Consider the following 23,112-nt stretch of genomic DNA (forward strand, 5'->3'; position numbering starts at 1 on the left):
CAGATGTAGCCCCGGCAGGCACCGCGCCGCCGGGGAGACAGGAGCCTTACGTTCTTTTTGAGCGCATCGCCGCCTGATGTCCTGCAAGGGTACCAAAAATAATGATATCCGCCACCGCGTTACCGCCGATACGGTTGCCGCCGTGGATCCCCCCGACCACTTCACCCGCCGCAAACGCCCCCGGCAGTACGTTGTGGTTGCTGTCCAGCACGCAGGTTTCGGTGTTGATGGTCACGCCGCCCATGGTGTGGTGCACGCCTGGCGCAATCTGAATAGCGTAGAAAGGCCCTTCGTTGATGGGCGCACGCAGCGCGGTGGTACGACCAAAATCGTCATCGTGCTGTTTTTCAACGAAACCGTTGTAACGTTCCAGGGTCGCGAGGAAAGCGTGGTGATCCATACCGAGCGCTTCCGCCAGCGCTTTTGGCGAGCTGGCGCTGGTCACGAAGCCTTTCGCAATATACTCATCCGCGGCTTTGTTTTTAGCACGTACGTGCTCGTCAAAGACGATGTACGCGTATTTCTCCGGCAGCGCGATGATTGACGCCGAGACTTTATCGCGGGTCGACATTTCGTTGTAGAAGCGCTCCCCTTTCTGGTTGACCAGAATCGCCCCGCCCCCGCGGATGGATTCGGAAATCAGGTACGAGGTGTTCTGCTCAACCGTTGGGTGAATTTGGATTTCGCCCATATCCACGGTGCCCGCCCCGATGCGCTCCAGCAGCGCGATGCCGCCGCCGGTTGCCCCTTTGTGGTTGGTGGTGACGAACCCTTCCAGATCCGGACGGTATTTGACGACCATCTGGCTGTTGGCGCTGAAGCCGCCCGTCGCCACGATCACGCTTTTCGCTGCCACGGTGACGGTTTCGTTCTCTTCGGTGGTCAGGCGAACCCCGGTCACTTCACCGTTCTCGAAGATAATGTCGCTGACGGAGGTATCCAGCATCACCTCGATGTTACGTTTGTTGACGTTACGCACCAGGCCGCTGATCAGGTAGCCCCCCACCGCAGAGCCGTCTTTTGGACGGTGAGTACGGTCGATGCTCATCCCACCGGTGGTGGTGATGTCGTTCAGCATGATGCCGCGCGTTGCCAGCCACTCGATCGCCTGCGGCGCGTTCTCGACAAAGCGGCGCAGCAGTTCAGGGTTGTTCTTGTTGCCGCCGCCTTTCAGGCTTTCCTGGTAGAACAGCTCTTTGCTGTCCTGAATGCCCTTCACGCGCTGGAAGCGGGTTTCGGCGGCATTCATACCGGCAGAGGCTTTAATGGTGTTCCCGCCGATGGTCGGCATCTTCTCAACAATCAGCACGCTCGCGCCTTCGTCGTGAGCCTGAATCGCCGCCGCCAGACCGGCGCCGCCGCTACCGACAACAACCACGTCCACGCTGCGGGTTTCGTTCGGGTCCACGCCCTCTTCCGCTGCCAGCGCTTTGCTGGATTTCAGCATCGCTTTAGAGACCGCTTTCTTCACCGCTTCACTCTGGCTGGTTGCACCGGTGATGGCATCCACGTGCGGGGTATTGGCGTCCAGAATGCGGGTACGGATCTCTTCAAAGCTGGTGACGAACTCAATATCTTCGCTCGGGCCAGAGGCCAGCTCGATGTCCGCAATGCGGTCGGTTTCCAGACTGACGTTAATCACCAGCTCGTTCGCGTCGTCCTGCACCTTCTCGGTGAACATGCCCGGTTTGAATTTCGATTCGCCCATGCTCATGTCGCGGATCATCGCTTCCACCAGCGAGAAGCGCCACAGCGGTTCAGGAATGCTCAGTTCCTCGCGTTTGGTGCTGTCCATAAACAGCTCAAGGCTTTCACCCGCCGCGATGCGGTCGGTCCAGTCCGGGTAGGCAATAGTGGCGCGGCCAACGGCAATCAGGTCGTAACCGTGGTCCAGCGCTTCATTCACGTCTGACGCATTCACCACGCCGCCCACGCCCATCACCGGAACCTGCGCCAGGGTTTCAGAGCGCATCGCGCAGTATTTTTCGATCAGCGGCGTCGGGTCCTGGGTGTCGACAATGGACGGACGCAGAGTCGCGCCGACGGAGAAGTGCAGGTAGTCCACGCCGCGCGCCGCCAGTTTCTCCAGCAGGTACATGGTGTCTTCAAAGCGGATGCCCGGCACTTCCAGCTCTTCAGGGGAGAAACGGTAGCCAATAATAAACGCGTCGTCCGCGTACTGGCGCACCATTTTGTGGGTGATGTCCAGCACCGCCAGCGGGAACTTCGCGCGGTTGTCGCGGCTGCCGCCCCACTCGTCGTCGCGCTGGTTAGAGTTTGGAGAGTAGAACTGCTGAATCAGGTAGGTGTTCGCCCCGTGGATTTCCACGCCGTCAAAACCGGCCTGGATGGCGCGGCGCACGGCTTCACCAAACTTGCCGATCATGCCTTCCACTTCTTCGGCGGTCAGGGCAACCGGCGTTGCGGCACCGTCACGCGGCGCGGCTACGGCGCTTGGGCCAACCGGGGTACGGCCACCGATCAGTTTCGGATCAACCATGCGGCCGCCGTGGTAGATCTGCAGCAGGGCCTTAGATCCTTTGGATTTAATGGCCTCGGCGATTTTCGCCAGCCCGGCGATTTTCTCGTCGTTATCAATACCAATTGCGCCCGGGAAGGCGAGGCCGAGATCGTCGACGAAGCAGCACTCCACGATGATGGTGCCAATGCTGCCGGAACGGGCCCGATAGTACTCCACCAGCTCGCTGGTGACGGTGCCGTCATAATAGCCGGTACAGGTGGTCATAGGGGCCATTAACAAACGGTTTTTCAGTTCAGTGCCATTCGGTAATGTGAAGGGGCTAAGAATGCGTTCGTTAGTGCTCATAATAGAAACTCCAAACTTTTAAAAATTGAGAATTCGTTATCGGATTGATTTTTTATTTCGTCGTTTTTTGCCGATGTCATGATATTAATATAATGGTTTTTTTAGTTTCCAAAGTTATTACGTTAGTTAAAAAACTATTTAATCCATGTGATAACACTAATAATACATTGGTGTTAGCGATTGTCATTGAGGCATTCACAATATTTTAAAATACGTTAAATAAAAAATGGTAAAACCATTTCGCCAAAAACCAAAAACACCCTTTAAAATCAACTGAATAGGCGTTATTAAAATTTCGAATTGTTACAGAAATGATAAAATAAACCCGCAAAAAAGATAATAACCACATACGCCAGAGTGGTTATTAATAAAAGCATAAAAATAACGCTGCAATTCTGTTTTTTTGATCTCCATCAATAGTCATGGCATTTAAAAGCGCAATATAAAAACATCATCATTTTTTAATTTAACGCACACAAAAAAGCGTTAAATCGCTATTACTGAAAATACCAAAACGCACCTTTAATAACTAAAAAAAGCAAAGAAACTTAAGAAAGCAATTTTGACTTTTCAGTGCGACCGAATTTTTGACAACTTAAGACGTGAAACTATGAATACAAAAACTGCTGTAACGCCCCCTGTGGCGAACCAGGCATCAAATGGAAACGCAAAACGTCTGCTGATGATGGCACTGCCCGTCATCGTCGCCGTACTGCTGCTGTTTGTTCCGGTACCGGAAGGGCTGCCGCCTTACGCGTGGCACTACTTCGCCATCTTCGTCGGCGTGATCGTCGGTCTTATCTTCGAACCCCTGCCGGGCGCGGTGATCGGTCTGACCGGCGTGGTCGCCATTGCCCTGTGCAGCCAGTGGGTGCTGTTCAGCCCTGAACAGCTGGCTGACCCGAAATTCAAGCTGGCGGGCGCCTCCTTTAAGTGGGCAGTGAGCGGGTTTGGTAACTCCACCGTCTGGCTGATTTTCGGTGCCTTTATGTTTGCCGCGGGCTATGACAAAACCCGCTTCGGCCGCCGTCTGGCGCTGATTCTGGTGAAGTATCTTGGCCGTCGCAGCCTGACGCTCGGTTACGCGATTACGTTTGCGGACCTGCTGCTGGCACCGTTCACTCCGTCCAATACCGCGCGCAGCGGTGGGACCATCTACCCGATCATCGCTAACCTGCCGCCGCTGTACGGTTCAAAACCCAACGACCCAAGCGCGCGTAAGATTGGTTCTTACCTGATGTGGGTGGCGATCACCGCGGCCTGTATCACCAGCTCAATGTTCCTCTCCGCCCTCGCGCCGAACCTGCTGGCCCTGGCGCTGGTGAAAAGTACGGTTGGGATCGACATCTCCTGGGGGACCTGGTTCCTCGCCTTCCTGCCGCTGGGCATCCTGCTGATCCTGACCATGCCGCTGCTGGCCTACTGGTTCTACCCGCCAGAAGTGAAGGTGAACAATGAAGTGCCGCTGTGGGCGACCCGTGAGCTGGAAAAACTCGGCAAGCTGTCCCGCAATGAGATCCTTCTGCTGGTGTTCGTATGCTGCGCGCTGCTGATGTGGATCTTCGCCGCCGCGTGGATTGAACCCGCGATGGCAGCCCTGCTTATCGTTGGCCTGATGCTGTGGACCGGCGTGCTGGAGTGGAACGATATCACCGGCAACAAAGCGGCGTGGAACACCTTCGTCTGGTTCGCCACCCTGGTGGCGCTGGCGGATGGCCTCTCCTCTACCGGCTTTATCAGCTGGTTAGGTAAAGAAGGCGGCCTGCTGATGAGCGGTATCTCTCCGGGCGTGGCGACCATCGTCCTGCTGCTGGCGTTCTACCTGCTGCACTACCTGTTTGCCAGCACCACAGCGCACACCACGGCGCTGCTGCCAGCGATGCTGACCATCGCCTCCACCATTCCGGGCATGAATATGGAAGTGTTCGTTCTGCTGATGGTGACCTCGCTGGGCGTGATGGGGATTATCACCCCGTACGGTACTGGCCCAAGCCCGATTTACTACGGTAGCGGCTACCTGCCAACCAAAGACTACTGGCGCCTCGGCACCATCTTCGGTGCCATCTTCCTGGCGGCCCTGCTGCTGATTGGCTACCCGTGGATGTCCATGATGTTCTGATTCCTGACCGCCGGACTTCTCCTCCGGCGGTTTTATTTTTGTGGAGCAATACTATGTCGAATAAACCGTTTTTTTATCAGAACCCCTTCCCTCTTTCGCATGACGACACCGAATACTACCTGCTGACCAACGAGCATGTCTCCATTGCCGAATTCGACGGCCAGGAAGTGCTGAAGGTGGAGCCCGAAGCCCTGACCCTGCTGGCGCAGCAGGCCTTCCACGACGCCGCATTTATGCTGCGTCCTTCCCACCAGAAGCAGGTTGCCGCCATTCTTAACGACCCGGAAGCCAGCGAGAACGATAAGTACGTGGCCCTGCAGTTCCTGCGCAACTCGGAAATTGCGGCGAAAGGCGTGCTGCCAACCTGCCAGGATACCGGCACGGCAATCATTATGGGTAAGAAAGGCCAGCGCGTCTGGACCGGCGGCGGTGACGAAGCGGCCCTGAGCCAGGGCGTGTATAACACCTATATTGAAGACAACCTGCGCTACTCGCAGAATGCGGCGCTGGATATGTATAAAGAGGTGAATACCGGCACCAACCTGCCCGCACAGATTGACCTCTACAGCGTTGACGGTGACGAGTATAAATTCCTGTGCATGGCGAAGGGCGGCGGCTCTGCCAACAAAACCTATCTCTACCAGGAAACCAAAGCGCTGATTACCCCGGCGAAGCTGAAAAACTACCTGGTTGAGAAGATGCGTACCCTGGGGACCGCAGCCTGCCCGCCGTACCATATCGCGTTTGTTATCGGCGGCACCTCAGCGGAAGCCACGCTGAAAACCGTGAAGCTCGCCTCCACCCGCTACTACGACGCGCTGCCAACCGAAGGCAACGAGCACGGCCAGGCGTTCCGCGACGTTCAGCTCGAACAGGAACTGCTCCAGGAAGCACAGAACCTCGGCCTCGGCGCGCAGTTCGGCGGGAAATACTTCGCCCACGATATCCGCGTGATCCGCCTGCCACGCCACGGTGCCTCCTGCCCAATCGGCATGGGGGTCTCCTGCTCCGCTGACCGCAACATCAAGGCGAAGATCAACCGCGACGGGATCTGGATTGAGAAGCTTGAGCACAACCCAGGTCAGTATATTCCGGAGTCACTGCGCCAGCAGGGCGAAGGCGACGTGGTCAGCATCAACCTGAACAAGCCGATGAATGAGATCCTGGCGCAGCTTTCCGCGCACCCGGTCTCTACCCGCCTGTCGCTGAACGGCACCATTATCGTGGCGCGCGACATTGCCCACGCGAAGCTGAAAGAGCTGATCGACAACGGTGAAGAACTGCCGCAGTACGTCAAAGATCATCCGATTTACTACGCGGGCCCGGCCAAAACGCCTGAAGGCTACGCGTCTGGCTCACTCGGTCCAACTACCGCAGGGCGCATGGATTCGTATGTGGACTTACTGCAGTCGCACGGCGCGAGCATGATCATGCTGGCGAAAGGCAACCGCAGCCAGCAGGTGACCGACGCCTGCCATAAGCACGGCGGCTTCTACCTGGGCAGCATCGGCGGCCCGGCGGCGGTGCTGGCGCAAAACAGCATCAAGAGCCTGGAGTGCGTGGCCTATCCTGAGCTGGGTATGGAAGCGATCTGGAAAATTGAGGTGGAGAACTTCCCGGCGTTTATTCTGGTGGATGACAAAGGCAACGACTTCTTCCAGCAGATCCAGAATAAACAGTGCAAAGGGTGTTCACAGCGCTGAGCGTTTCCATAACGCCGGAAGCAGCGACAGCGTATCGTTGATTAACCCGCGCTTGTCGCTGCCCGGCTTCCAGATGGTGACCATCGTCTGGCTTATCCCCTGGCTGCCCACTTCGGTGGGCAGCCTTTTTACGTTTTTCCACTGCGTTGCGTGAAGATGGGTCGGCAAAAACCCCCAGCCGCAGCCCTGCTCCAGCAGGCCGCGCAGCATCTCCAGTTCGTTAGTGAAAAGCGTGTGCCCTGAAATTTGCAGGCGACGGGCAACCGGCTCGTCTGATGCGGCATGCATAATCACCTGTGGGACCAGAGAGAGATCGAGCAGCGACACCGGCGACGCAACCTCCGCAAAAAGCGGCGTTGCGGCGTAAAAATCCATTTCGATCGCCCCCAGCGCCCGCCACTCCATCTCATTGCCCACGCTGCGGTTGCGCGCCTGGCAGATCCCCAGATCGGCCTGACCGTTTGCCAGCATCGCTTCCGCTTCATCGCGCGATGCGCTGGTCAGGCTCAGGCGGATCTTTTTCGTCGCCAGTGTGGCAATCAGCGCCTGTAAAAAGGCTCTGGGGGTGAACGGATCGTAAACGAGAGCAATGTCCTGCGTCGCGCTGTCCGGTACCGATCTGGCAAACGCCTCAAACGCTTTGACCTGCCGCATCAGCAGGTGCGCCTGCCGCTGAAGCTGCTCCCCCTCCGGCGTCAGGCGCAGGCTGCGCCCCTCCCGCAGGAACAGAGCGTAGCCCAGCCCATCCTCAAGAAAATCGATCAGATCCCTGAGGGTAGTGCGATCTTTGCCGAGTTTACTGGCCGCCTTCATCAGGCTGCCGTGCTCAGCAACGGCGGTGAACGCCTCAAGCTGGGCAAAGGAATAGATCGGTGATGCCACGTCATTCTCCACGCGATTTTTCCGGGGGATTTTCCCCCATAACGCGTTTTTTATTATAGGCCGCAGGTTCTTAAACTGAAGTCCTTCCTGAGCCAAACGAGATAAATATGAAAATCAAAACAAACCGCACGCTGCTCGCGGCGCTGGTTGTCAGCAGCCTGCTCTCGCCCGCCGTTATGGCGGCCTGCAACGGTACCGACCTCACCACCTGTCCGGCGCCTTTCGATGCCAGACTCCCGGACGCGCATACCATGCTCACCTGGAGCCAGTCCGACCGCGTGGTGGGCTTCCGCAATGACTACCGCAACTATGCGGGCGATGTGTTCCGCCACGGCAACGCTACGCCGCTGCTGCCCGCAGAAAAACCGCTCACCGGTGCCCGCTATCAGGTTAACGGCAAGACCTGGAACCTTCAGGATTACCTGAAACGCCAGAACGTCAGCGGTATGCTGGTGCTGAAGAACGGCAAAGTGGCCTATAAATATCTGGGTGAAGGCAATACCGACTCCACGCTCTGGACCTCACGTTCCGTGGGCAAATCCGTGGTCTCGGCGCTGGTTGGGGTCGCGATCAAAGAGGGCAAAATTCGCTCCCTTGATGACCTCATCACCCAATACGAACCGGATTTGAAAGCCACCGCATGGGACGGCGTGACGCTGAAACAGCTCATCACCCACACCTCCGGCGTGGCGTGGAATGAAGACTATACCGACCCGAAATCAGACTTCGCTCAGCTGACCCAATGTGAAGCGAAACCGGGTACCTATGACTGCGTGCGCACGCTGGTGAAAGGGTTACAACGCGAACACCCGGCGGGCGAAAACTGGTCATACTCCTCAGGTGGCGCATGGCTACTGGGGGACGTGCTTGAACGCGCCACCGGCATGACGCTTGCGGCGTATCTGGAGAAAAGCATCTGGCAACCGTACGGGATGGCGAGCGACGGCGTATGGCATGCCTACCGCAAGGGCCAGCACGACGTCGGCGCCCACGGCTTTAACGCCACGCTGGAAGACTGGGGGCGTTTCGGCGAATTTATCCTGCATAACGGTACGCTCCCCTCAGGCAAACAGATCCTGCCTGACGGCTGGGTGAAGCAGTCCGCAGACTGGACGCAGGCAACGGGATCGGTGTCAAAGGCGCACCCGAAAGGGTTGTACGGCTATCAGTGGTGGAATAACGAGGTGCCCGCTACGGCCACGGGGGTTAAGCCAGCGGTGCAGGACTCCCTGAAAGATTCACTCTGGGCGCTGGGGATTTTTGGCCAGATGATTATGGTGAATCAAAAGGAAAACCTGGTGATCGTCCAGTGGTCCACCTGGCCGCAGGCGGAACCGTCATTCAGCGCCCAGCCGCTGGAAGCGTCGATGATGTTTAGCGCGATAGCGAACGCGCTACGCTGAATAGAATAAGCCAGGCCCTGCCTGGCTTATCTTCTGCGCAATGTCACAAAACAGGGATATCAGCCACTTAGCAGAATGCGGTGAATGAAAAATAAATGAATTGTTAAGTTATTGTTAGAACCATAAATCCTGGTCAACGTCCTGTCATTGATGCACACCACGCATCAGTTCATGCGCGATTTGCGCTTATTAATTTCCGTTTAATGAGCCAGTTTTCAGAAACAGACGGACAACACGTCAATAATAAAACTGGAGACTACGATGATTTCCTCAACCCCACCTGCAACCGTTCGCGCAAGAGCGGGCGCGATACTTCGCGTCACCTCCGGCAACTTCCTTGAGCAATTCGATTTCTTCCTGTTCGGGTTTTATGCCACCTACATTGCGCATACCTTCTTCCCGGCGAGCAGTGAATTTGCCTCGCTGATGATGACCTTCGCCGTCTTCGGCGCGGGCTTTTTGATGCGCCCCATCGGGGCAATCGTGCTCGGCGCGTATATTGATAAGGTTGGCCGCCGCAAAGGGCTGATCGTCACGCTGTCGATTATGGCGGCGGGAACCTTCCTGATCGTGCTGATCCCTTCCTATGAAAGCATCGGCCTGTGGGCGCCGCTGCTGGTGCTGATGGGGCGCTTGCTGCAGGGCTTTTCCGCCGGGGCGGAGCTTGGCGGGGTGTCGGTCTATCTGGCAGAAATCGCCACGCCGGGCCGCAAGGGCTTTTATACCAGCTGGCAGTCCGGCAGCCAGCAGGTGGCGATTATGGTGGCGGCGGCAATGGGCTTTGCCCTGAACGCACTGATGGAAGAGAGTGCTATCCGCGAATGGGGCTGGCGCATTCCGTTCCTGTTTGGCTGCTTAATCGTGCCGTTTATCTTTATCCTGCGCCGCAGGCTTGAAGAGACGGAAGCGTTTCGCGCGCGCCGCCACACGCTGGCGATGCGTCAGGTCTTTACCACCCTGCTGGCGAACTGGCCGGTTGTGGTTGCAGGCATGCTGATGGTGGCGATGACCACCACGGCGTTCTATCTGATCACCGTCTACGCGCCGACCTTCGGCAAAAAAGTGCTGATGCTGAGCGCCTCTGACAGCCTGCTGGTCACGCTGCTGGTGGCGATCTCTAACTTTATCTGGCTGCCGGTGGGCGGCGCGCTGTCGGACCGCTTCGGACGCAAACCGGTACTGATTGCCATGACGCTTCTGGCGCTGGCGACCAGCTACCCGGCGCTGACGCTGCTGGCGCAGTCCCCAAGCTTCACCATGATGCTGAGCGTGCTGCTGTGGCTCTCTTTCCTGTACGGCCTGTATAACGGCGCGATGATCCCGGCGCTGACGGAGATCATGCCCGTTGAAGTGCGCGTGGCCGGTTTCTCGCTGGCGTACAGCCTGGCAACGGCGGTCTTTGGCGGTTTCACACCGGTGATTTCTACCGCCTTAATTGAGTACACCGGTGACAAAGCCTCCCCGGGGTACTGGATGAGCTTCGCCGCGGTCTGTGCCATGCTGGCAACGCTCTATCTCTACCGTCGCAGCGCGCTGCATCTGCAAACAGCCCGTTAATCCGGAGAGGATGATATGCACACATTTATACGTTCAGGACTGACCGGGCTGGTATTGCTGGCAACCAGCGCAGCGGCGCTGGCCCAGGAGGTGACCGTTATGATCTCGGGCGGTTTTAAAGCCGCCCTGGAAAAGCTCGCGCCAGAGTATGAAGCCAAAAGCGGTGACCGCATTGTGCTGATCCCGGGGCCGTCCATGGGACAAACGCCCCAGGCCATCCCCAACCGCCTGTCGCGCGGTGAAAAAGCGGACGTGGTGATTATGGTCGGGGATGCGCTGGCGCATCTGGCGAAGGACAGAATGGTCAAAGACGGCTCGCGCGTTGAGCTGGCGGATTCGCCCGTCGGCGTGGTGGTCAAAGCAGGCTCGCCGGTGCCGGATATCGCTACGGAGGCTACCCTGCGCCAGACCCTGCTGAAGGCGAACGCTATTGCCTACTCCGACAGCGCCAGCGGGCGATATGTGCAAACTCAGCTGTTTAAAAAACTGGGGATTGAAGAGCAGGTTGCGGGAAAAGCGCACAAGGTTGAGCGGATCCCGGTCGCGTCGGAAGTGGCAAAAGGGAAGTACAGCATCGGGCTCCAGCAGGTGAGCGAGCTGCTGCCTGTTCCGGGGGTAACCTTTGTCGGCAAGCTCCCGAATAATCTGCAATACATTACTCGTTTTGCCGGTGCAGTGACGGCCCACGCGGATCATCCCTCAGAGGCGCAAGCGCTGCTGGATTACCTCGCGTCAGCCAGCTCGCGAGAGACCATTACCGCTACCGGGATGATCCCCGTCGCTACGCCGCGCGATAGCGCGCGGTAATCAGCGTTTCCAGCTCGGCGGCAATCCATGACTGAATACGCCCGCTGCGCCGAATCAGCCCGACAGTGCGTTTGACTTCGGGTTCGGTCAGCGGGATCTGCGTCAGAATCGAATGTTCAGCGTTCGGCATTGACATCGCGGGGACGGCCGCAATGCCAATCCCCGCCTCCACCATCCCCAGCATCGTGGTGACGTGGCGCGTTTCACAGATCCCCGGACGCTCGGGCTTCATATGGCCGAGCATCTGGTCGAGCAGGTTGCGGTTTCCGGAGGTGATATCCAGGCTGATGTAATCCTGCTGAAAAAACACCTTCCAGGTCAGACACTTACGCCCCGCCAATGGATGATCGCGACGGCATGCGGCAACGTACACATCCTCCACCAGCGGAATAAACGTGATATCCGGCTGCAGGCTTCTCGCAAAACAGATCCCAAAATCCGCCTGACCGCTGGCCACCGCCTCTATGACATTCCCCGCGCTGCTGTCGATAAGCTTAATGCGCACGCGCGGAAAGCGGCTGTGGAACTGGCGGATGACCTCGGGCATAAAATGACAGGCAGCCGAAGGCACAGTGGCGACGGTGATCAGCCCGGTGCGCTCCTCGCTCACCTTGTCGATATCGGCCAGCATCGACTCCACGTTTTCCAGAAGCACCCCACAGCGCTCGGCAAAGGTTTGCCCGAAGAGCGTCAGCGTCACGCGTCGGGTGGTTCTGTCGAACAGTTTGGCCCCCACTGCCGCCTCCAGCTTTTCGATGCGGCGGCTTAAGGCAGACTGAGAAATGCAGATAGATTCTGCCGCAATACGGAAATTACCGTATTCCACCAGGGCTCTGAAGGCGTAAAGATCGTTGAGGTCGAAATTGACGGGCATACTTTCTGGCAATCCTTAGCGCTTCTGGAAACTCGAACATTCATAATAGCGAGTTATGAATCAGCGGCAACCTTCGCCGCTGATATGCGCCCGGAAAGTGCTATGCGCAACAGTGTTCGTCAATGTATGACTCGGCCGCCGACTCTACCAGCGCCATCTCCTCGCGGCTCAACAGCCTCTCAATATTCACCAGAATAATCATTCGGCTGTCGAGCACTCCCAGCCCAAGCAGGTAACGGCCGGAGAGTACCGAGGCCACATCCGGGGTCGGCTTGATGTTATCCACGTCAATCGACAGCACGTCCGCCACGCCGTCAACCACAATGCCCACCACGCGGTCATTCAGATTGAGCACAATGACCACCGTTTTGTCGTCCTGCGACGGGTCAGGCAGTTCAAAGCGCACGCGCAGATCCACAATCGGCACTATCACGCCGCGCAGGTTAGTGACGCCGGTAATAAAGTTTGGCGCGTTCGGAATACGCGTCAGGCGGTCGCAGCCGCGGATCTCCTGCACTTTGAGAATATCAATGCCGTACTCTTCGTCGCCCAGGCGGAATACCAGGTACTCCTGCGCGGTAGCGTCAGCGGCGGTGGGTTTACTGGCGGTTGCTACAGTCATGCTATTACCCCCTCCCTCTGGGGTTGTGGAACGTTGAGCGTCGACAGCTCAACCACATCAAGGATCAGCGCCACGCTGCCATCTCCGAGGATGGTCGCTGCGGAGACGCCAGGCACTTTGCGGTAGTTATGTTCTAGATTCTTAACCACCACCTGCTGCTGGCCGATAAGCTGATCGACCCACAGCGCATAGCGGCAGCCCGCGCTTTGCACGATAACCACAATGCCGTCGTCGGCAGGCGCTTCGCCCGCCACCGAGAGGCGCTGGCGCAGCAGCACCAGCGGCAGATATTCCCCGCGCACCTGCAGGAGCCGCTCTTCCCCCACAAAGCGGCACAGCATCTCGTCGGTTGGGCGCAGCGATTCCATCACCGCGCCCAGCGGCAGAACGTAAATCTCGTCCCCCACCTTCACCAGCATGCCGTCGAGGATCGCCAGCGTCAGCGGCAGGATAATGCGGATAGTTGTTCCGGCACCGGGCGTCGATAGCACGTCCACGTGGCCGCCCATCGCCAGAATATTGCGTCGGACCACGTCCATCCCCACGCCGCGCCCGGATACGTCCGTCACGCTCTCGGCGGTGGAAAAACCGGCGGCGAAGATCAGCATCCACACATCGTCATCGCTCATGGTGTCGCTGATCGCCATCCCCTGCGAACGGGCTTTGGCGAGGATTTTTTCCCGGTTAAGGCCAGCCCCATCGTCGCTGACTTCAATCACAATATTGCCGCCGTGGTGTTCAGCGGAGAGCGTCAGGTTTCCGGTCACCGGTTTCCCTTTGGCGACGCGCGCCTCTTTCTCTTCAATACCGTGGTCGAGGCTGTTACGCACCAGGTGGGTAAGCGGGTCGATAATGCGCTCGATCAGGCTCTTATCCAGCTCGGCGGACCCGCCTTTGAGCGTCAGTTCGACCTCTTTATTGAGACGGGAGCCCAGGTCGTGCACCAGCCGCGGGAAGCGGCTAAAGACGTAATCCATCGGCATCATACGAATGGACATCACCGACTCCTGCAACTCGCGAGTGTTTCGCTCCATCTGCGCCACGCAGCCGGACAGCAGATCGTAGCTGGCCGGATCGAGGGTTCTCGACAGCTGGGAGAGCATCGCCTGAGTGATGATCAGCTCGCCGACCTGGTTGATGATCTGATCAACTTTGCTCACCGCTACGCGAATGCTGCCCGACTCCTGATTCGCCGCCCGCGAGGCTGGCGACACTTTTTTGGCGACGGTCTCTGGCGCGGCAGCCGGTTTTTGCTCCGGCTCTGGCGCAGGTGCGGTCACGGGCTCTGCGGGGTTCACCGCAATTTGCTTACTGTCCACTACAAAGCAGAGTACGGCGGTGATATCGTCCCCCGAGGCGGTGGTCAGCAGCGTGACCGTCATGCTGTCCGGCGTCGTCTCGATGTGCGTAATCTCGCCCATATTGGTCAGCTCGTCGCGCAGCATCGTCTGCTCGCGCTCCCCGACGTTATGCAGGGTCACCACCAGCGAAGTTTCCGTCTCCTGCGCCGCGCTGACGGGCTGCGCTGCTGCGGCTTCAGGGGTTGCCGCTGGCGGCGCGGGCTGTTGGCCCTCAAGGGCAATCTCCCTCAGGGCTTCACAGATATAGCGATAACGGGCTTCATCAGGCTCCTGCGAAGACTGATAGGCTTCCAGCTGCGCTTGCATAATGTCCTTACATTCCAGAAAGAGGTTAATGATTGACCGACTGAGCGCCCTCTCCCCTGCCCGCGCCTGATCGAGGAGGTTTTCCAGCAGGTGGGTTGTCTCCTGTAATGCACTGAAGCCAAAGGTGGCCGCCCCCCCTTTCAGCGAGTGCGCCGCGCGAAAGATGGCGTTCAGCTGCTCCAGGTCCGGCGCCGCGACGTCAAGCTGCAGCAGCAGCTGTTCCATTTCGGCCAGCAACTCTTCCGCCTCGGTAAAAAAGATCTGCGAAAAATCATTCATGTCCATCGGTATAACCCTGCACGTTTTGCAGATTGATATCGTTCAGCACGCTGTCTGCGCGCTGGGCCTGGGTATCCTCCAGGCGGATCTCCTGCTCTTTCGCGCGACTGAGGACCAGAATGCTGATGCGGCGGTTGACGGCGCTATCAGGCGACGAGTTGTCCAGCGGCATCCGGCTGGCGGTGCCGATCACGCGTAAAAAGCGCTCATCGCTTAGCCCGCCGCGGACCAGTACCCGGCGGGCGGCGTTGGCGCGCCCGGCGGAAAGCTCCCAGTTGCTGTAGCCGCCGTCGCCCCCGGCATACGGCAGCGAGTCGGTATGCCCCGTCAGGCTCAGCGCGTTGGGCAACTCCTGTAGCAGCGGCACCAGGGCCTGCAGAATGCCGTTCATATAGGACTCCGGCAGTTCGCTACCGACGCGGAACATCGGGCGGTCCTGCGAGTCGGTGATCTGGATCAGCAGGCCGTCGTTGGTGAGGTTCAGCAGAATGTTGGATTTAAAGTTGTTCAGCCGGGGATCGGTTTCGATCATCTTCTGCAGCTTCTCTTTCGCCTGCTTCAGGCTTTCAAAGCGCTTGTGCTTGTCAATCGCGTTGATTTGCCCTTTGAACACCTCGCCCTGCCGCTTGAGAATGTCATCCCCACCGCCGGGTATGACGCTGTCGCTGAGGCTGGTTTTATCACCGTTTGCCATCGACGGCTTAAGCGGCATGCGGAAGTAATCCGCAATCAGCTCTCTTTCCATGTCCGTGGACTGGGAAAGCAGCCACATGACCAGAAAGAAGGCCATCATCGCGGTCATAAAATCGGCATAGGCAATCTTCCACGTCCCGCCGTGATGGGCATGTTTCTTCTTTTTACGCTTACGTGAAATGATGACAGGCGTGACGTTCTTCATGCGGCGCTGTCCGAGGCTTTGGTTTTCAGCGTGGCGTTAGATTTGACCTCGCGCACGTGCTCTTCCAGCTCTTCAAACGACGGACGTTCGCTGGTAAAGATAGTTTTACGACCAAACTCCACCGCAATCTGCGGGGCATAGCCGTTCAGGCTGGAGAGCAGCGTGACTTTGATACACTGAAGAATTTTGACCTGATCGGAGCTTTTCTGACGTAGCAGCGTCGCCAGCGGCAAAACAAAACCATAGGCAATAAGAATACCGAGGAAGGTGCCCACCAGCGCGTGGCCAATCAGCATGCCCAGCTCCGCCGCCGGGCGGTCAGCAGAGCCCAGCGCATTTACCACCCCCATCACCGCCGCCACAATACCGAAGGCCGGAAACGCATCGCCCACGGTATTCAGGCTGTGGGCCGGCACTTCCAGCTCTTCTTCGCAGGTTTCAATCTCTTCATCCATCAGGGCTTCGATTTCATGAGAATTCATGCTGCCGCCAATCATCAGGCGGAAGTAGTCGAGGATAAAGTTGGCGAGCATCGGGTCGCTCATCAGGCGGGGATAGGCGCTAAAAATATCGCTGTTCTGCGGATCTTCAATATCCTTTTCCAGCGACATCAGCCCGTGAACACGGCTTTGCGATAGCAGCAGGAACATCAGCGCCATCAGGTCCATATAGACCGCTTTGTTATAGCGCTTGCCCACGAAGACTTTTACCAGCGCTTTTCCGGTGGCCTTCAGGGATTTCACGTTGTTACCGACAATGAACGCCCCGACGCCAGCACCGCCGATAATCAGCAGCTCCAGCGGCTGAAACAGCGCCATCAGATTACCGCCGGACAGAATAAAGCCGCCAAAAACGGTTAGTATGACAACAAGATAGCCAACAATAACTAACACACTCTCTCCTTTTACTTTTTTGACCGATGCCAGTTGTCCCGGCATCAGGTAAACGCCATCTTGCGCACAGCTGTCCGTCAGGGATTACGCCGTCATGATTTCTGGCGAGATCGCGTTCCTTAATAATCCGGTGTTATTCACCTGGGATTTCTTCAGCGCACGCGACGGCGGGCTGCACAAGCTGCAGGTAAATGGGTTTTTAATAAACTCAGTGGTGACGACAAAACCTCCACCACACACGCTGCAGGCTTTACGCGAAATAATGCCGCAGTCGATGAAACGTAATAATGTCCAGGCACGCGTCAGCCCCAGTACCGGCTTCTCATCAGCACAGGTACTGCACTGCTCAAGATAAAGACGATAGGTCTTCATCAACATTTCAATCGAGCGCCCCTGCTCGGTCTTTTTTAAATACAGGTAAATGTTGTAGAACATAGAAGAATGAATATTCTGTTCCCACGACATAAACCAGTCTTCGGAAAATGGCAGCATGCCTTTCGGCGGTGGGCAGCCGCGTAATTCTTTGTATAAACGAAGCAGGCGACGACGGCTCAGCGACGTTTCCGACTCCAGTACCTGCATTCTTGCGCCAAGGGAAATTAAGCCCATGGCAATATTGACCTCATCAATTTCCTGCAGCAGACTTTTTTCACCACACATAATTATGCCCCCTCAGCGGCAATGGCTTCTTCTTCGCTTAAGGCGTTAAGAAGGTTGGTCGACAAAATAATGCCGGTATGAATTTGCTGCAGTGCTTCAATACGTGAATCTTTGGTCAGATTTTCAATCACCACTTCATCATCAACGCGCAATCGACAAATAAGCTGATTGGTGGCCGCCAGCTTCATTAACTGCGGTAACGACAGTTCTTTCAGGTTATCAATTGTCCCTTCAGATAATCCAAGGCGAAAACCCGCCGCAAATTTATCCTGGCGGATCAGCTGCTGGGCTAGCAGAAGATAGGACAGGTTAATATCATGAATATTTTGCAGGTACTCGTCGAAATTAGACACAGGCGAAAACTCCCAATGTTATATAGCCATCAACTGGCATGTCAGTTTAGTCAGATAACGTTTTCGAACTGATGCAGAGAGTCTTTTGGCATTGATATTCACTCAGGTAAGTCAATCTTCCTCAGTAAATGAATGACAATCATGTCAATGCCAAAGGAGGCTGCATCACAAAACTGGCAAAATCATAAACACTAAGTATTTTCCGAACAAGCGACAGAAATTTCTCCAAATTACTGAATCACTATTAACTCATTGATTTTAAAAATTAATAAAGAATTATTAAACCTTATTAAACCTTGATATTAATGATTAAACCTGCATTAAAAGCAGTATTAACAAGATTAATGTTAATGCCTTGTAATTATCTGTACGCCGATTCCATTCGACTGCGCAACCTTTTTAGCGCCAGACTGTGCAACTGACTCACGCGTGTTTCCGTAATGCCTAAAATCAATCCAATCTCTTTCATATTCAGATCCTGAAGATAATAAAGCTGCAGTAACTGCTGCTCTCTCTCGGGGATGAACTGAATATGCCCGGCGATCTGCCCCATCAAATTTTCCTTGATGGTGTCATTGAGCGGATTAAGCTGCTCATGATCGTCACCGCTTGTTTCCCAACTGTCAGCATAATTTTCCTGCAATTCGTCAACCGAGTACATCTGGCTGGTGTTATTATCCGCCAGCATCTGCTGAAATTCCTGCAACGACACGCCCATGCGCTCTGCAATTTCAGCTTCCGTCGCCTCCCCGCCTTTTTCCTGCTCTATTCTCTGAATAATGGCGACGATTTCACGCGTATGGGTTCGTACCCGCCGCGGAACCCAGTCGCTTTCCCTCAGCTCATCTAATAATGCCCATTTTACCCGCTGGGTGATCCACGCCGTGAGCGTCACCCCTTTTTTCGGGTCAAAACTTTCGACTGCGCTTAAAAAACCGATCGAACCCGCCTGAATTAAATCATCCAGCTCGACGCTGGCAGGAAGCCGCTTATGTAACCGCAATGCTTCCTGCCGCACCAGATAGTGATATTTAGACCAGACTACCGATTTATCTTCCAGCCCTTCGGCCGTGTAAATACCATCCACGATTGCATTCCACCTGCTATTCTCTGTGAGAATTATCCGGTGAAATGGCGCATTCAAATAGTGCAATAAGCCTTTATAAAAATGCGCATTCTGTTAATTCATTTGTATTAACGGGCTATTTTAATAAACAGCGCTATTAATGATGGTAATTAATAAGATTAAAAGGTTTCCCACTGGGCCAGGTCAGGCTCTTTTTGACGCCGTGGTTTATTAGGCTCTTCAACCACGTTCACCATAGTGCTCTCCTGGTTCAGCCTGAACTGCGCTACCAGCCGCTCAAGCGCGTCGGACTGGGCTTCCAGATCGCCCGCCGCCATCGCCGCTTCTTCCACCATGGCCGCGTTCTGCTGGGTCACCAGATCCATTTCGTTAACCGCCTGCGAAATCTGGTTTATACCTGCGCTCTGCTCGTCCGAGGCCGACGTGATTTCACCCATGATCTGCGTCACCTGCGACACGGACGTCACGATCTCCTGCATCACGATGCTGGCCTGCCCCACCTGACGCGAACCGATATCAATATTGCTCACGCTGGTGTTGATCAGCTGGTTAATCTCTTTCGCCGCATCGGCGCTGCGTTTTGCCAGGTTACGCACCTCTTCCGCGACGACCGCGAAGCCGCGGCCTTGCTCACCGGCGCGCGCCGCTTCCACCGCCGCGTTCAGGGCCAGGATGTTGGTCTGGTTGGCAATACTGTCAATCACGCCGTTGATGTCGGCAATCTGACGCGAGCTGGTGGTGATCTGCGCCATGATCTGCTCCAGGCTCTGCATCACTTCGCCGCCGTTATGGGCATTGTGGCTGGCGCTTTCCGCCAGCTCGCGGGCCGCGTGGGCGTTGTCGGCATTCTGGCGCACGGTGGTCTTGATCTGCTCCATGCTCGCCGCCGTCTCCTGCAGCGCCGCCGCCTGCTCTTCGGTGCGGGAAGAGAGATCGTTATTGCCGTGGGCAATTTCCTGGGCGTTGGTGTGGATACGCTGCACGCTGTCGCGGATCCCGAGGATCGTGCTGGTCAGGGAAGTACGCATGCTCTCCAGCTCGGTCAGCATATTACCGATTTCATTCTGGCTACCGCTTTCAATCTCCTGGCTGAGATCGCCCGCCGCCACGCGGCGCAGCATCTCTACCGTCGTCTCCATACGACGTACCAGGGTGTGGCGCAGCCAGAAACGAATGGCGAACAGCAGACCGACGGCCAGAACCATCACCACAATCCCAACGCCCAGCATGATCTGGTAGCCGCGCTCGGAAGCTTCAATATAGCTCTGGCTCAACCGGGCGCTGGCATCGCTGTACTGATCCACCTTATTACGCAGCGCGGTGCGCAGCTCCATATCATGTTCCAGCGAACCGGTATACCCTGCCGGGTTTTGCAGGTAGCCCAGCTTAATTTCGGCAACCTTATATACCTCGTTGAACGCGGTATTCACCTCGGCGGCCAGACGGCTCTCTTCCGGGGTATTGAACGGCGACGCCATAAAGGCGTCCATATTACGGCGCGCAATTTTCACCACGTTCAGCGTGTGTTTGGCCACGTTCTCAGAGACCGGATTACCCAGCGCCGCCTGCAGCATCAGGCCGTTGGTATTGGCCATCACCGCGCTGATGTTATAGGCCGCATCGCGCATCTGATCGTTATTTTCAGAGGCCACGACAATACGTTTAAAATTGGTGTTATTAGAGACCGCGTCATAGACGGAATAGGCTGTTACGCCGAACAGTATCACCGCAAACAGGCCAATAATAAGGCTGATTGCGCTGTAAATTTTGAGTTTCGTTAACATAGTTTCTCACTCGCCGCGCACGGCTTAACCGTACGCGGTGACGCCTGAATAAAGGGAATTAAACGGGTTGGGACGTCACATATTAAACAGATTCATCTTCTGCATATTTTTGTAGACGTACATCGAGGCGTTAAACGCCAGCTCGGACATTTGCGACTCCGACACCAGCGACACCAGCATGCTGGTGTCGGCACCAATGGCATCCTGCACTTTGACAATGGTGTCGTTAATCAGCACGTCGCCGGTGAGATCCAGGGCGTCAAGCTGTTGCATGTTGGTGCCGAGCTCGGCCTGGGCTTTCCCAAGGCGGTCGATACCCGCGTCGATGCTTTGACTTGCGGCGGTGAGGGCAGCGTCAAAGCCCGCCGATTCCGATCCCGCCATCAAGGCCGCGACGGCATCATTCAATACCATAAAAATATCATCAAAAATTTCATCGCCGAGGTGGCCCGTTTGCATTTCCGTTCCATCGGCAACGGTCTGTTTACGCGCTTCATTACCTCCGCGATAATTGCCGACTTCGTCAAAAGCGGGCGTATCGGTGTTAAATCCGGAGAAAATATAGCGGCCGCTGCTGTCGCGGCTGTTTGCTAAATCCAGCAGATTTTCGCGGACCCCTTTTATCTCTTCGCCCAGTGCCTGGAGAGCTTCATCGGAATAAGCGCCATTTCCGGCCGCCACTATTTTTTCCTTCAGGGTGGTGGTCATTAGATTACCCACGCCGTTCAGAATATGGTCCTGAAACTCCAGCGCGCCGCGCGCGCGGGAGCGCACGCTGCTGTACATCTCAAGCTTTGCCAGCGCGTCCTGATGTTTTACCGCATCGGTCGCGGCAGTCGGGTCGTCCGAGGCTTTGAGCAGCGTTTTACCCGCAGACATCCGCAGATAAGCCTCATTACTTTGGCTCATGCGTTTTGTCATCGCTTCCGAACTTTGCTTGTACATATAAAGCGTACTTAATCGCATCATCTTTTCCTTATCGGATGGCCAGCAGGGCATCAAACATGGCGGTCGCCGTTTTCAGCAGCTGCGCGCTGCCGTTGTAGTACTGGCGGAACATGTCCAGGTTGATATATTCCTCGTCCATGTTGACCCCGGAGAGCGCCTGTTTGGTGTCATATTTGGTGCGTAAATCGCTTTCGGCACTGGTGGCATAGGATTTCACCTCGCGCGCGCTTTCGCCGATTTTGCCTGCCAGGCTCGCGTAGGCCGCGCTCAGCGTGTCGTCACCAATGAGTTTTTCAGTCTGGATTTCCAGCATCTTTTCGAGGTTATTGTTATTCCCCTCTCCGCCCGTCAGGTCGGCAGCCGCAAAGTCCTGCGCACTGGTTATCTTACGGCTGATGCCTTCGGCTGCGCCCGCCATCGGGTTAAGCGTGAATTTATCCCCCGCAACGGCGGTGGAAGGGTTCGGAAGGGTAATTTCGATACCATCGAACCTTAACGTTCCTGCTGGTGCAGCGGGATCGAGAGGTACGGTACGACCATCGGCCCCTTTCACCACCCAGTCTGTACCATCAAAGCTGATGTCATAGTTCTCCGACTTCACCTCTTTGAAATTGGTCACCGCGATCTGATCAAGCGCGTCGCCGCCCCTGTTTTTGGCGTTCGCGATAGCGTGGATATCCGGCAACGAGAAGAGATCGCCGCCAGGATTGCCCTCAGGCGTAAGCCCTTCGCCGTGCTGCTCGTTCATCCGGTGCGCCATCATAAAGGCGATCTGATCCAGATCCTGGCGCGCGGCGGTGAGATCCTCGTTGCGGAATTTAAACAGCCCGCCCAGACGCCCTTTGGTGATGGCGTTTTCATCCAGCGGCGACGCTTTGCCGTTCGCATCCACGTACGACACAATCATCTTGTTGGGATCGGCATCCGACGGAGAGGTTTCCAGCTTGTAGGCCGTGCCGCCAGAAACCAGCGGACGCCCATCGGGCAGCGTGACGCTCACGCGACCTGAAATCTGATCCTCGGTGACGGTGATCCCCAGCTGTTCGCTCAGCCCTTCCAGCAGCGCATCGCGCTGGTCGAGCAGATCGGCAGGGGGCGCGCCGTTCCCTTGCAGACGCTCCAGCTGTGTGTTCAGCTGTGCCAGCTGTTCGGTATAGCTGTTGATCTCCTTGGCGCTGCGCTCAATCTGGGTATTGGTGCTCTTTTCAAGGCCGGAAAGACGTTTGGCGCTGGCGTTATAGCGGTTGGCCAGCACGTCAAGGGAAGTAAACACCGCCGCACGCGCCGGACCATCCGCCGGGTCGCCGCTCAGCGTCGCCATATCCTTAAACAGCTTGCCCAGCGAAACGGAGACGTTATCCGCCTCGTCCGCCAGCATGTTATCGATATCCGCCAGCTGTTCCATCCGTCCGGTGAAAGAGGCGTAGCCGGAGAGCGAGTCCCGCAGCTGGTTGTTGGCGAAGGCATCGTAGGCACGCTCTACGCCGCTGGCGCGGGCGCCATAGCCGTAAAATCCCTGCGCGGTCGACATGCCGCCAAGCTCACCGATAATCAGACTGCGGCGGCTATAGTTGCCGGACATGCCGTTGGTCAGGTTATCACCGGTCACCCGGATCGCGGCCTGCGCCACGCTGATGCCGTTTCTGGCTAAATTAAATAGGTTATTCATACGTTCTGGATATTCCCTGATTGCGGGCCCGGGTTCGCATCCGGGCCAGAAAGTTCATGGCTCTTTTTATTTCATCGGTG

18 protein-coding genes are annotated in these 23,112 nt (G+C 56.4%); 5 read left to right on the forward strand and 13 right to left on the reverse strand.

The annotated features are described in order from the left end of the window. Window positions 1-46: 46 nt before the first annotated feature. The gene (locus IB212_RS14020) at window positions 47-2,827 is read right to left on the reverse strand and encodes a flavocytochrome c (protein WP_041909335.1); all 2,781 of its coding nucleotides are present in this window, start codon (window positions 2,825-2,827) and stop codon (window positions 47-49) included. A 610-nt stretch (window positions 2,828-3,437) separates the two neighbouring features. Between IB212_RS14020 and IB212_RS14025 the strand changes: the two genes are divergently transcribed. Next, window positions 3,438-4,946 carry an anion permease gene (locus tag IB212_RS14025; RefSeq protein WP_023325580.1) on the forward strand — a complete coding sequence of 503 codons (1,509 nt, stop codon included), beginning with the start codon at window positions 3,438-3,440 and terminating at the stop codon, window positions 4,944-4,946. Window positions 4,947-4,999: 53 nt separating this feature from the next. Further along, window positions 5,000-6,649 carry a class I fumarate hydratase FumA gene (gene fumA, locus IB212_RS14030; protein ID WP_041909334.1) on the forward strand — a complete coding sequence of 550 codons (1,650 nt, stop codon included), beginning with the start codon at window positions 5,000-5,002 and terminating at the stop codon, window positions 6,647-6,649. On the opposite strand, the gene IB212_RS14035 is transcribed toward fumA, so the two are convergent. Next, complete coding sequence (locus IB212_RS14035) at window positions 6,638-7,543, reverse strand: LysR family transcriptional regulator (RefSeq protein ID WP_041909333.1); 906 nt, start codon at window positions 7,541-7,543, stop codon at window positions 6,638-6,640. The two genes, fumA and IB212_RS14035, sit on opposite strands and share 12 nt — an antisense overlap. A gap of 95 nt (window positions 7,544-7,638) precedes the next feature. Here IB212_RS14035 and IB212_RS14040 point away from each other — a divergent pair, with 95 nt between their 5' ends. The 3 genes from IB212_RS14040 (at window position 7,639) to IB212_RS14050 (ending at window position 11,298) form a co-directional block, all read left to right on the forward strand. Next, window positions 7,639-8,934 (forward strand): serine hydrolase, encoded by a 1,296-nt coding sequence (locus tag IB212_RS14040; RefSeq protein WP_041909331.1) that lies wholly within the window; start codon window positions 7,639-7,641, stop codon window positions 8,932-8,934. Between the two features lie 261 nt (window positions 8,935-9,195). Continuing rightward, window positions 9,196-10,491 (forward strand): MFS transporter, encoded by a 1,296-nt coding sequence (locus IB212_RS14045; protein WP_041909329.1) that lies wholly within the window; start codon window positions 9,196-9,198, stop codon window positions 10,489-10,491. Window positions 10,492-10,506: 15 nt separating this feature from the next. Beyond that, on the forward strand, window positions 10,507-11,298 hold the full coding sequence (locus IB212_RS14050; RefSeq protein WP_188245995.1) for a substrate-binding domain-containing protein: 792 nt from the start codon (window positions 10,507-10,509) through the stop codon (window positions 11,296-11,298). Here IB212_RS14050 and IB212_RS14055 read toward each other — a convergent pair. The 11 genes from IB212_RS14055 to flgK form a co-directional block, all read right to left on the reverse strand. Continuing rightward, window positions 11,273-12,172 carry a LysR family transcriptional regulator gene (locus tag IB212_RS14055; RefSeq protein ID WP_047362917.1) on the reverse strand — a complete coding sequence of 300 codons (900 nt, stop codon included), beginning with the start codon at window positions 12,170-12,172 and terminating at the stop codon, window positions 11,273-11,275. The genes IB212_RS14050 and IB212_RS14055 overlap by 26 nt on opposite strands. Window positions 12,173-12,272: 100 nt before the next feature. After that, window positions 12,273-12,794: a chemotaxis protein CheW gene (locus tag IB212_RS14060; RefSeq protein WP_047362919.1), complete on the reverse strand. Its 522-nt coding sequence runs from the start codon at window positions 12,792-12,794 to the stop codon at window positions 12,273-12,275. Then, window positions 12,791-14,746, reverse strand: a complete 1,956-nt coding sequence (cheA, locus tag IB212_RS14065) for a chemotaxis protein CheA (RefSeq protein ID WP_188245996.1) — start codon at window positions 14,744-14,746, stop codon at window positions 12,791-12,793. The genes IB212_RS14060 and cheA overlap by 4 nt, the downstream gene beginning before the upstream one ends. Further along, entirely contained in the window at window positions 14,733-15,638 is a 906-nt protein-coding gene (gene motB, locus IB212_RS14070; protein ID WP_041909319.1) for a flagellar motor protein MotB, read from the reverse strand. Before motB ends, cheA begins: the two co-directional genes overlap by 14 nt. Continuing rightward, window positions 15,635-16,531 carry a flagellar motor stator protein MotA gene (gene motA / locus IB212_RS14075; protein WP_041909317.1) on the reverse strand — a complete coding sequence of 299 codons (897 nt, stop codon included), beginning with the start codon at window positions 16,529-16,531 and terminating at the stop codon, window positions 15,635-15,637. The genes motB and motA overlap by 4 nt, the downstream gene beginning before the upstream one ends. Window positions 16,532-16,615: 84 nt before the next feature. After that, entirely contained in the window at window positions 16,616-17,191 is a 576-nt protein-coding gene (flhC, locus tag IB212_RS14080; protein WP_041909315.1) for a flagellar transcriptional regulator FlhC, read from the reverse strand. A gap of 2 nt (window positions 17,192-17,193) precedes the next feature. After that, complete coding sequence (flhD, locus tag IB212_RS14085) at window positions 17,194-17,544, reverse strand: flagellar transcriptional regulator FlhD (RefSeq protein WP_188245997.1); 351 nt, start codon at window positions 17,542-17,544, stop codon at window positions 17,194-17,196. Window positions 17,545-17,905: 361 nt separating this feature from the next. Then, the gene (gene fliA, locus IB212_RS14090) at window positions 17,906-18,631 is read right to left on the reverse strand and encodes an RNA polymerase sigma factor FliA (RefSeq protein WP_041909313.1); all 726 of its coding nucleotides are present in this window, start codon (window positions 18,629-18,631) and stop codon (window positions 17,906-17,908) included. Window positions 18,632-18,789: 158 nt separating this feature from the next. Further along, entirely contained in the window at window positions 18,790-20,415 is a 1,626-nt protein-coding gene (locus IB212_RS14095; protein WP_188245998.1) for a methyl-accepting chemotaxis protein, read from the reverse strand. 75 nt (window positions 20,416-20,490) lie between these two features. Next, complete coding sequence (flgL, locus tag IB212_RS14100; protein ID WP_041909309.1) at window positions 20,491-21,381, reverse strand: flagellar hook-associated protein FlgL; 891 nt, start codon at window positions 21,379-21,381, stop codon at window positions 20,491-20,493. A 10-nt stretch (window positions 21,382-21,391) separates the two neighbouring features. Beyond that, a complete protein-coding gene (gene flgK / locus IB212_RS14105; RefSeq protein ID WP_041909307.1) occupies window positions 21,392-23,032 on the reverse strand; it encodes a flagellar hook-associated protein FlgK in 1,641 nt (546 codons plus the stop codon). Window positions 23,033-23,112 lie beyond the last annotated feature (80 nt).

Origin of the sequence: Enterobacter sp. E12 (assembly GCF_014596715.2) — a bacterium.
Taxonomy (GTDB): Bacteria; Pseudomonadota; Gammaproteobacteria; order Enterobacterales; family Enterobacteriaceae; genus Enterobacter; species Enterobacter bugandensis.

Coding starts and splice junctions, on each gene's coding strand:
- IB212_RS14020 (WP_041909335.1), bottom strand. CDS start 2,827: ATGAGCACTAACGAACGCATTCTTAGCCCCTTCACATTACCGAATGGC.
- IB212_RS14025 (WP_023325580.1), top strand. CDS start 3,438: ATGAATACAAAAACTGCTGTAACGCCCCCTGTGGCGAACCAGGCATCA.
- fumA (WP_041909334.1), top strand. CDS start 5,000: ATGTCGAATAAACCGTTTTTTTATCAGAACCCCTTCCCTCTTTCGCAT.
- IB212_RS14040 (WP_041909331.1), top strand. CDS start 7,639: ATGAAAATCAAAACAAACCGCACGCTGCTCGCGGCGCTGGTTGTCAGC.
- IB212_RS14045 (WP_041909329.1), top strand. CDS start 9,196: ATGATTTCCTCAACCCCACCTGCAACCGTTCGCGCAAGAGCGGGCGCG.
- IB212_RS14050 (WP_188245995.1), top strand. CDS start 10,507: ATGCACACATTTATACGTTCAGGACTGACCGGGCTGGTATTGCTGGCA.
- IB212_RS14055 (WP_047362917.1), bottom strand. CDS start 12,172: ATGCCCGTCAATTTCGACCTCAACGATCTTTACGCCTTCAGAGCCCTG.
- IB212_RS14060 (WP_047362919.1), bottom strand. CDS start 12,794: ATGACTGTAGCAACCGCCAGTAAACCCACCGCCGCTGACGCTACCGCG.
- cheA (WP_188245996.1), bottom strand. CDS start 14,746: ATGGACATGAATGATTTTTCGCAGATCTTTTTTACCGAGGCGGAAGAG.
- motB (WP_041909319.1), bottom strand. CDS start 15,638: ATGAAGAACGTCACGCCTGTCATCATTTCACGTAAGCGTAAAAAGAAG.
- flhC (WP_041909315.1), bottom strand. CDS start 17,191: ATGTGTGGTGAAAAAAGTCTGCTGCAGGAAATTGATGAGGTCAATATT.
- IB212_RS14095 (WP_188245998.1), bottom strand. CDS start 20,415: ATGTTAACGAAACTCAAAATTTACAGCGCAATCAGCCTTATTATTGGC.
- flgL (WP_041909309.1), bottom strand. CDS start 21,381: ATGCGATTAAGTACGCTTTATATGTACAAGCAAAGTTCGGAAGCGATG.
- flgK (WP_041909307.1), bottom strand. CDS start 23,032: ATGAATAACCTATTTAATTTAGCCAGAAACGGCATCAGCGTGGCGCAG.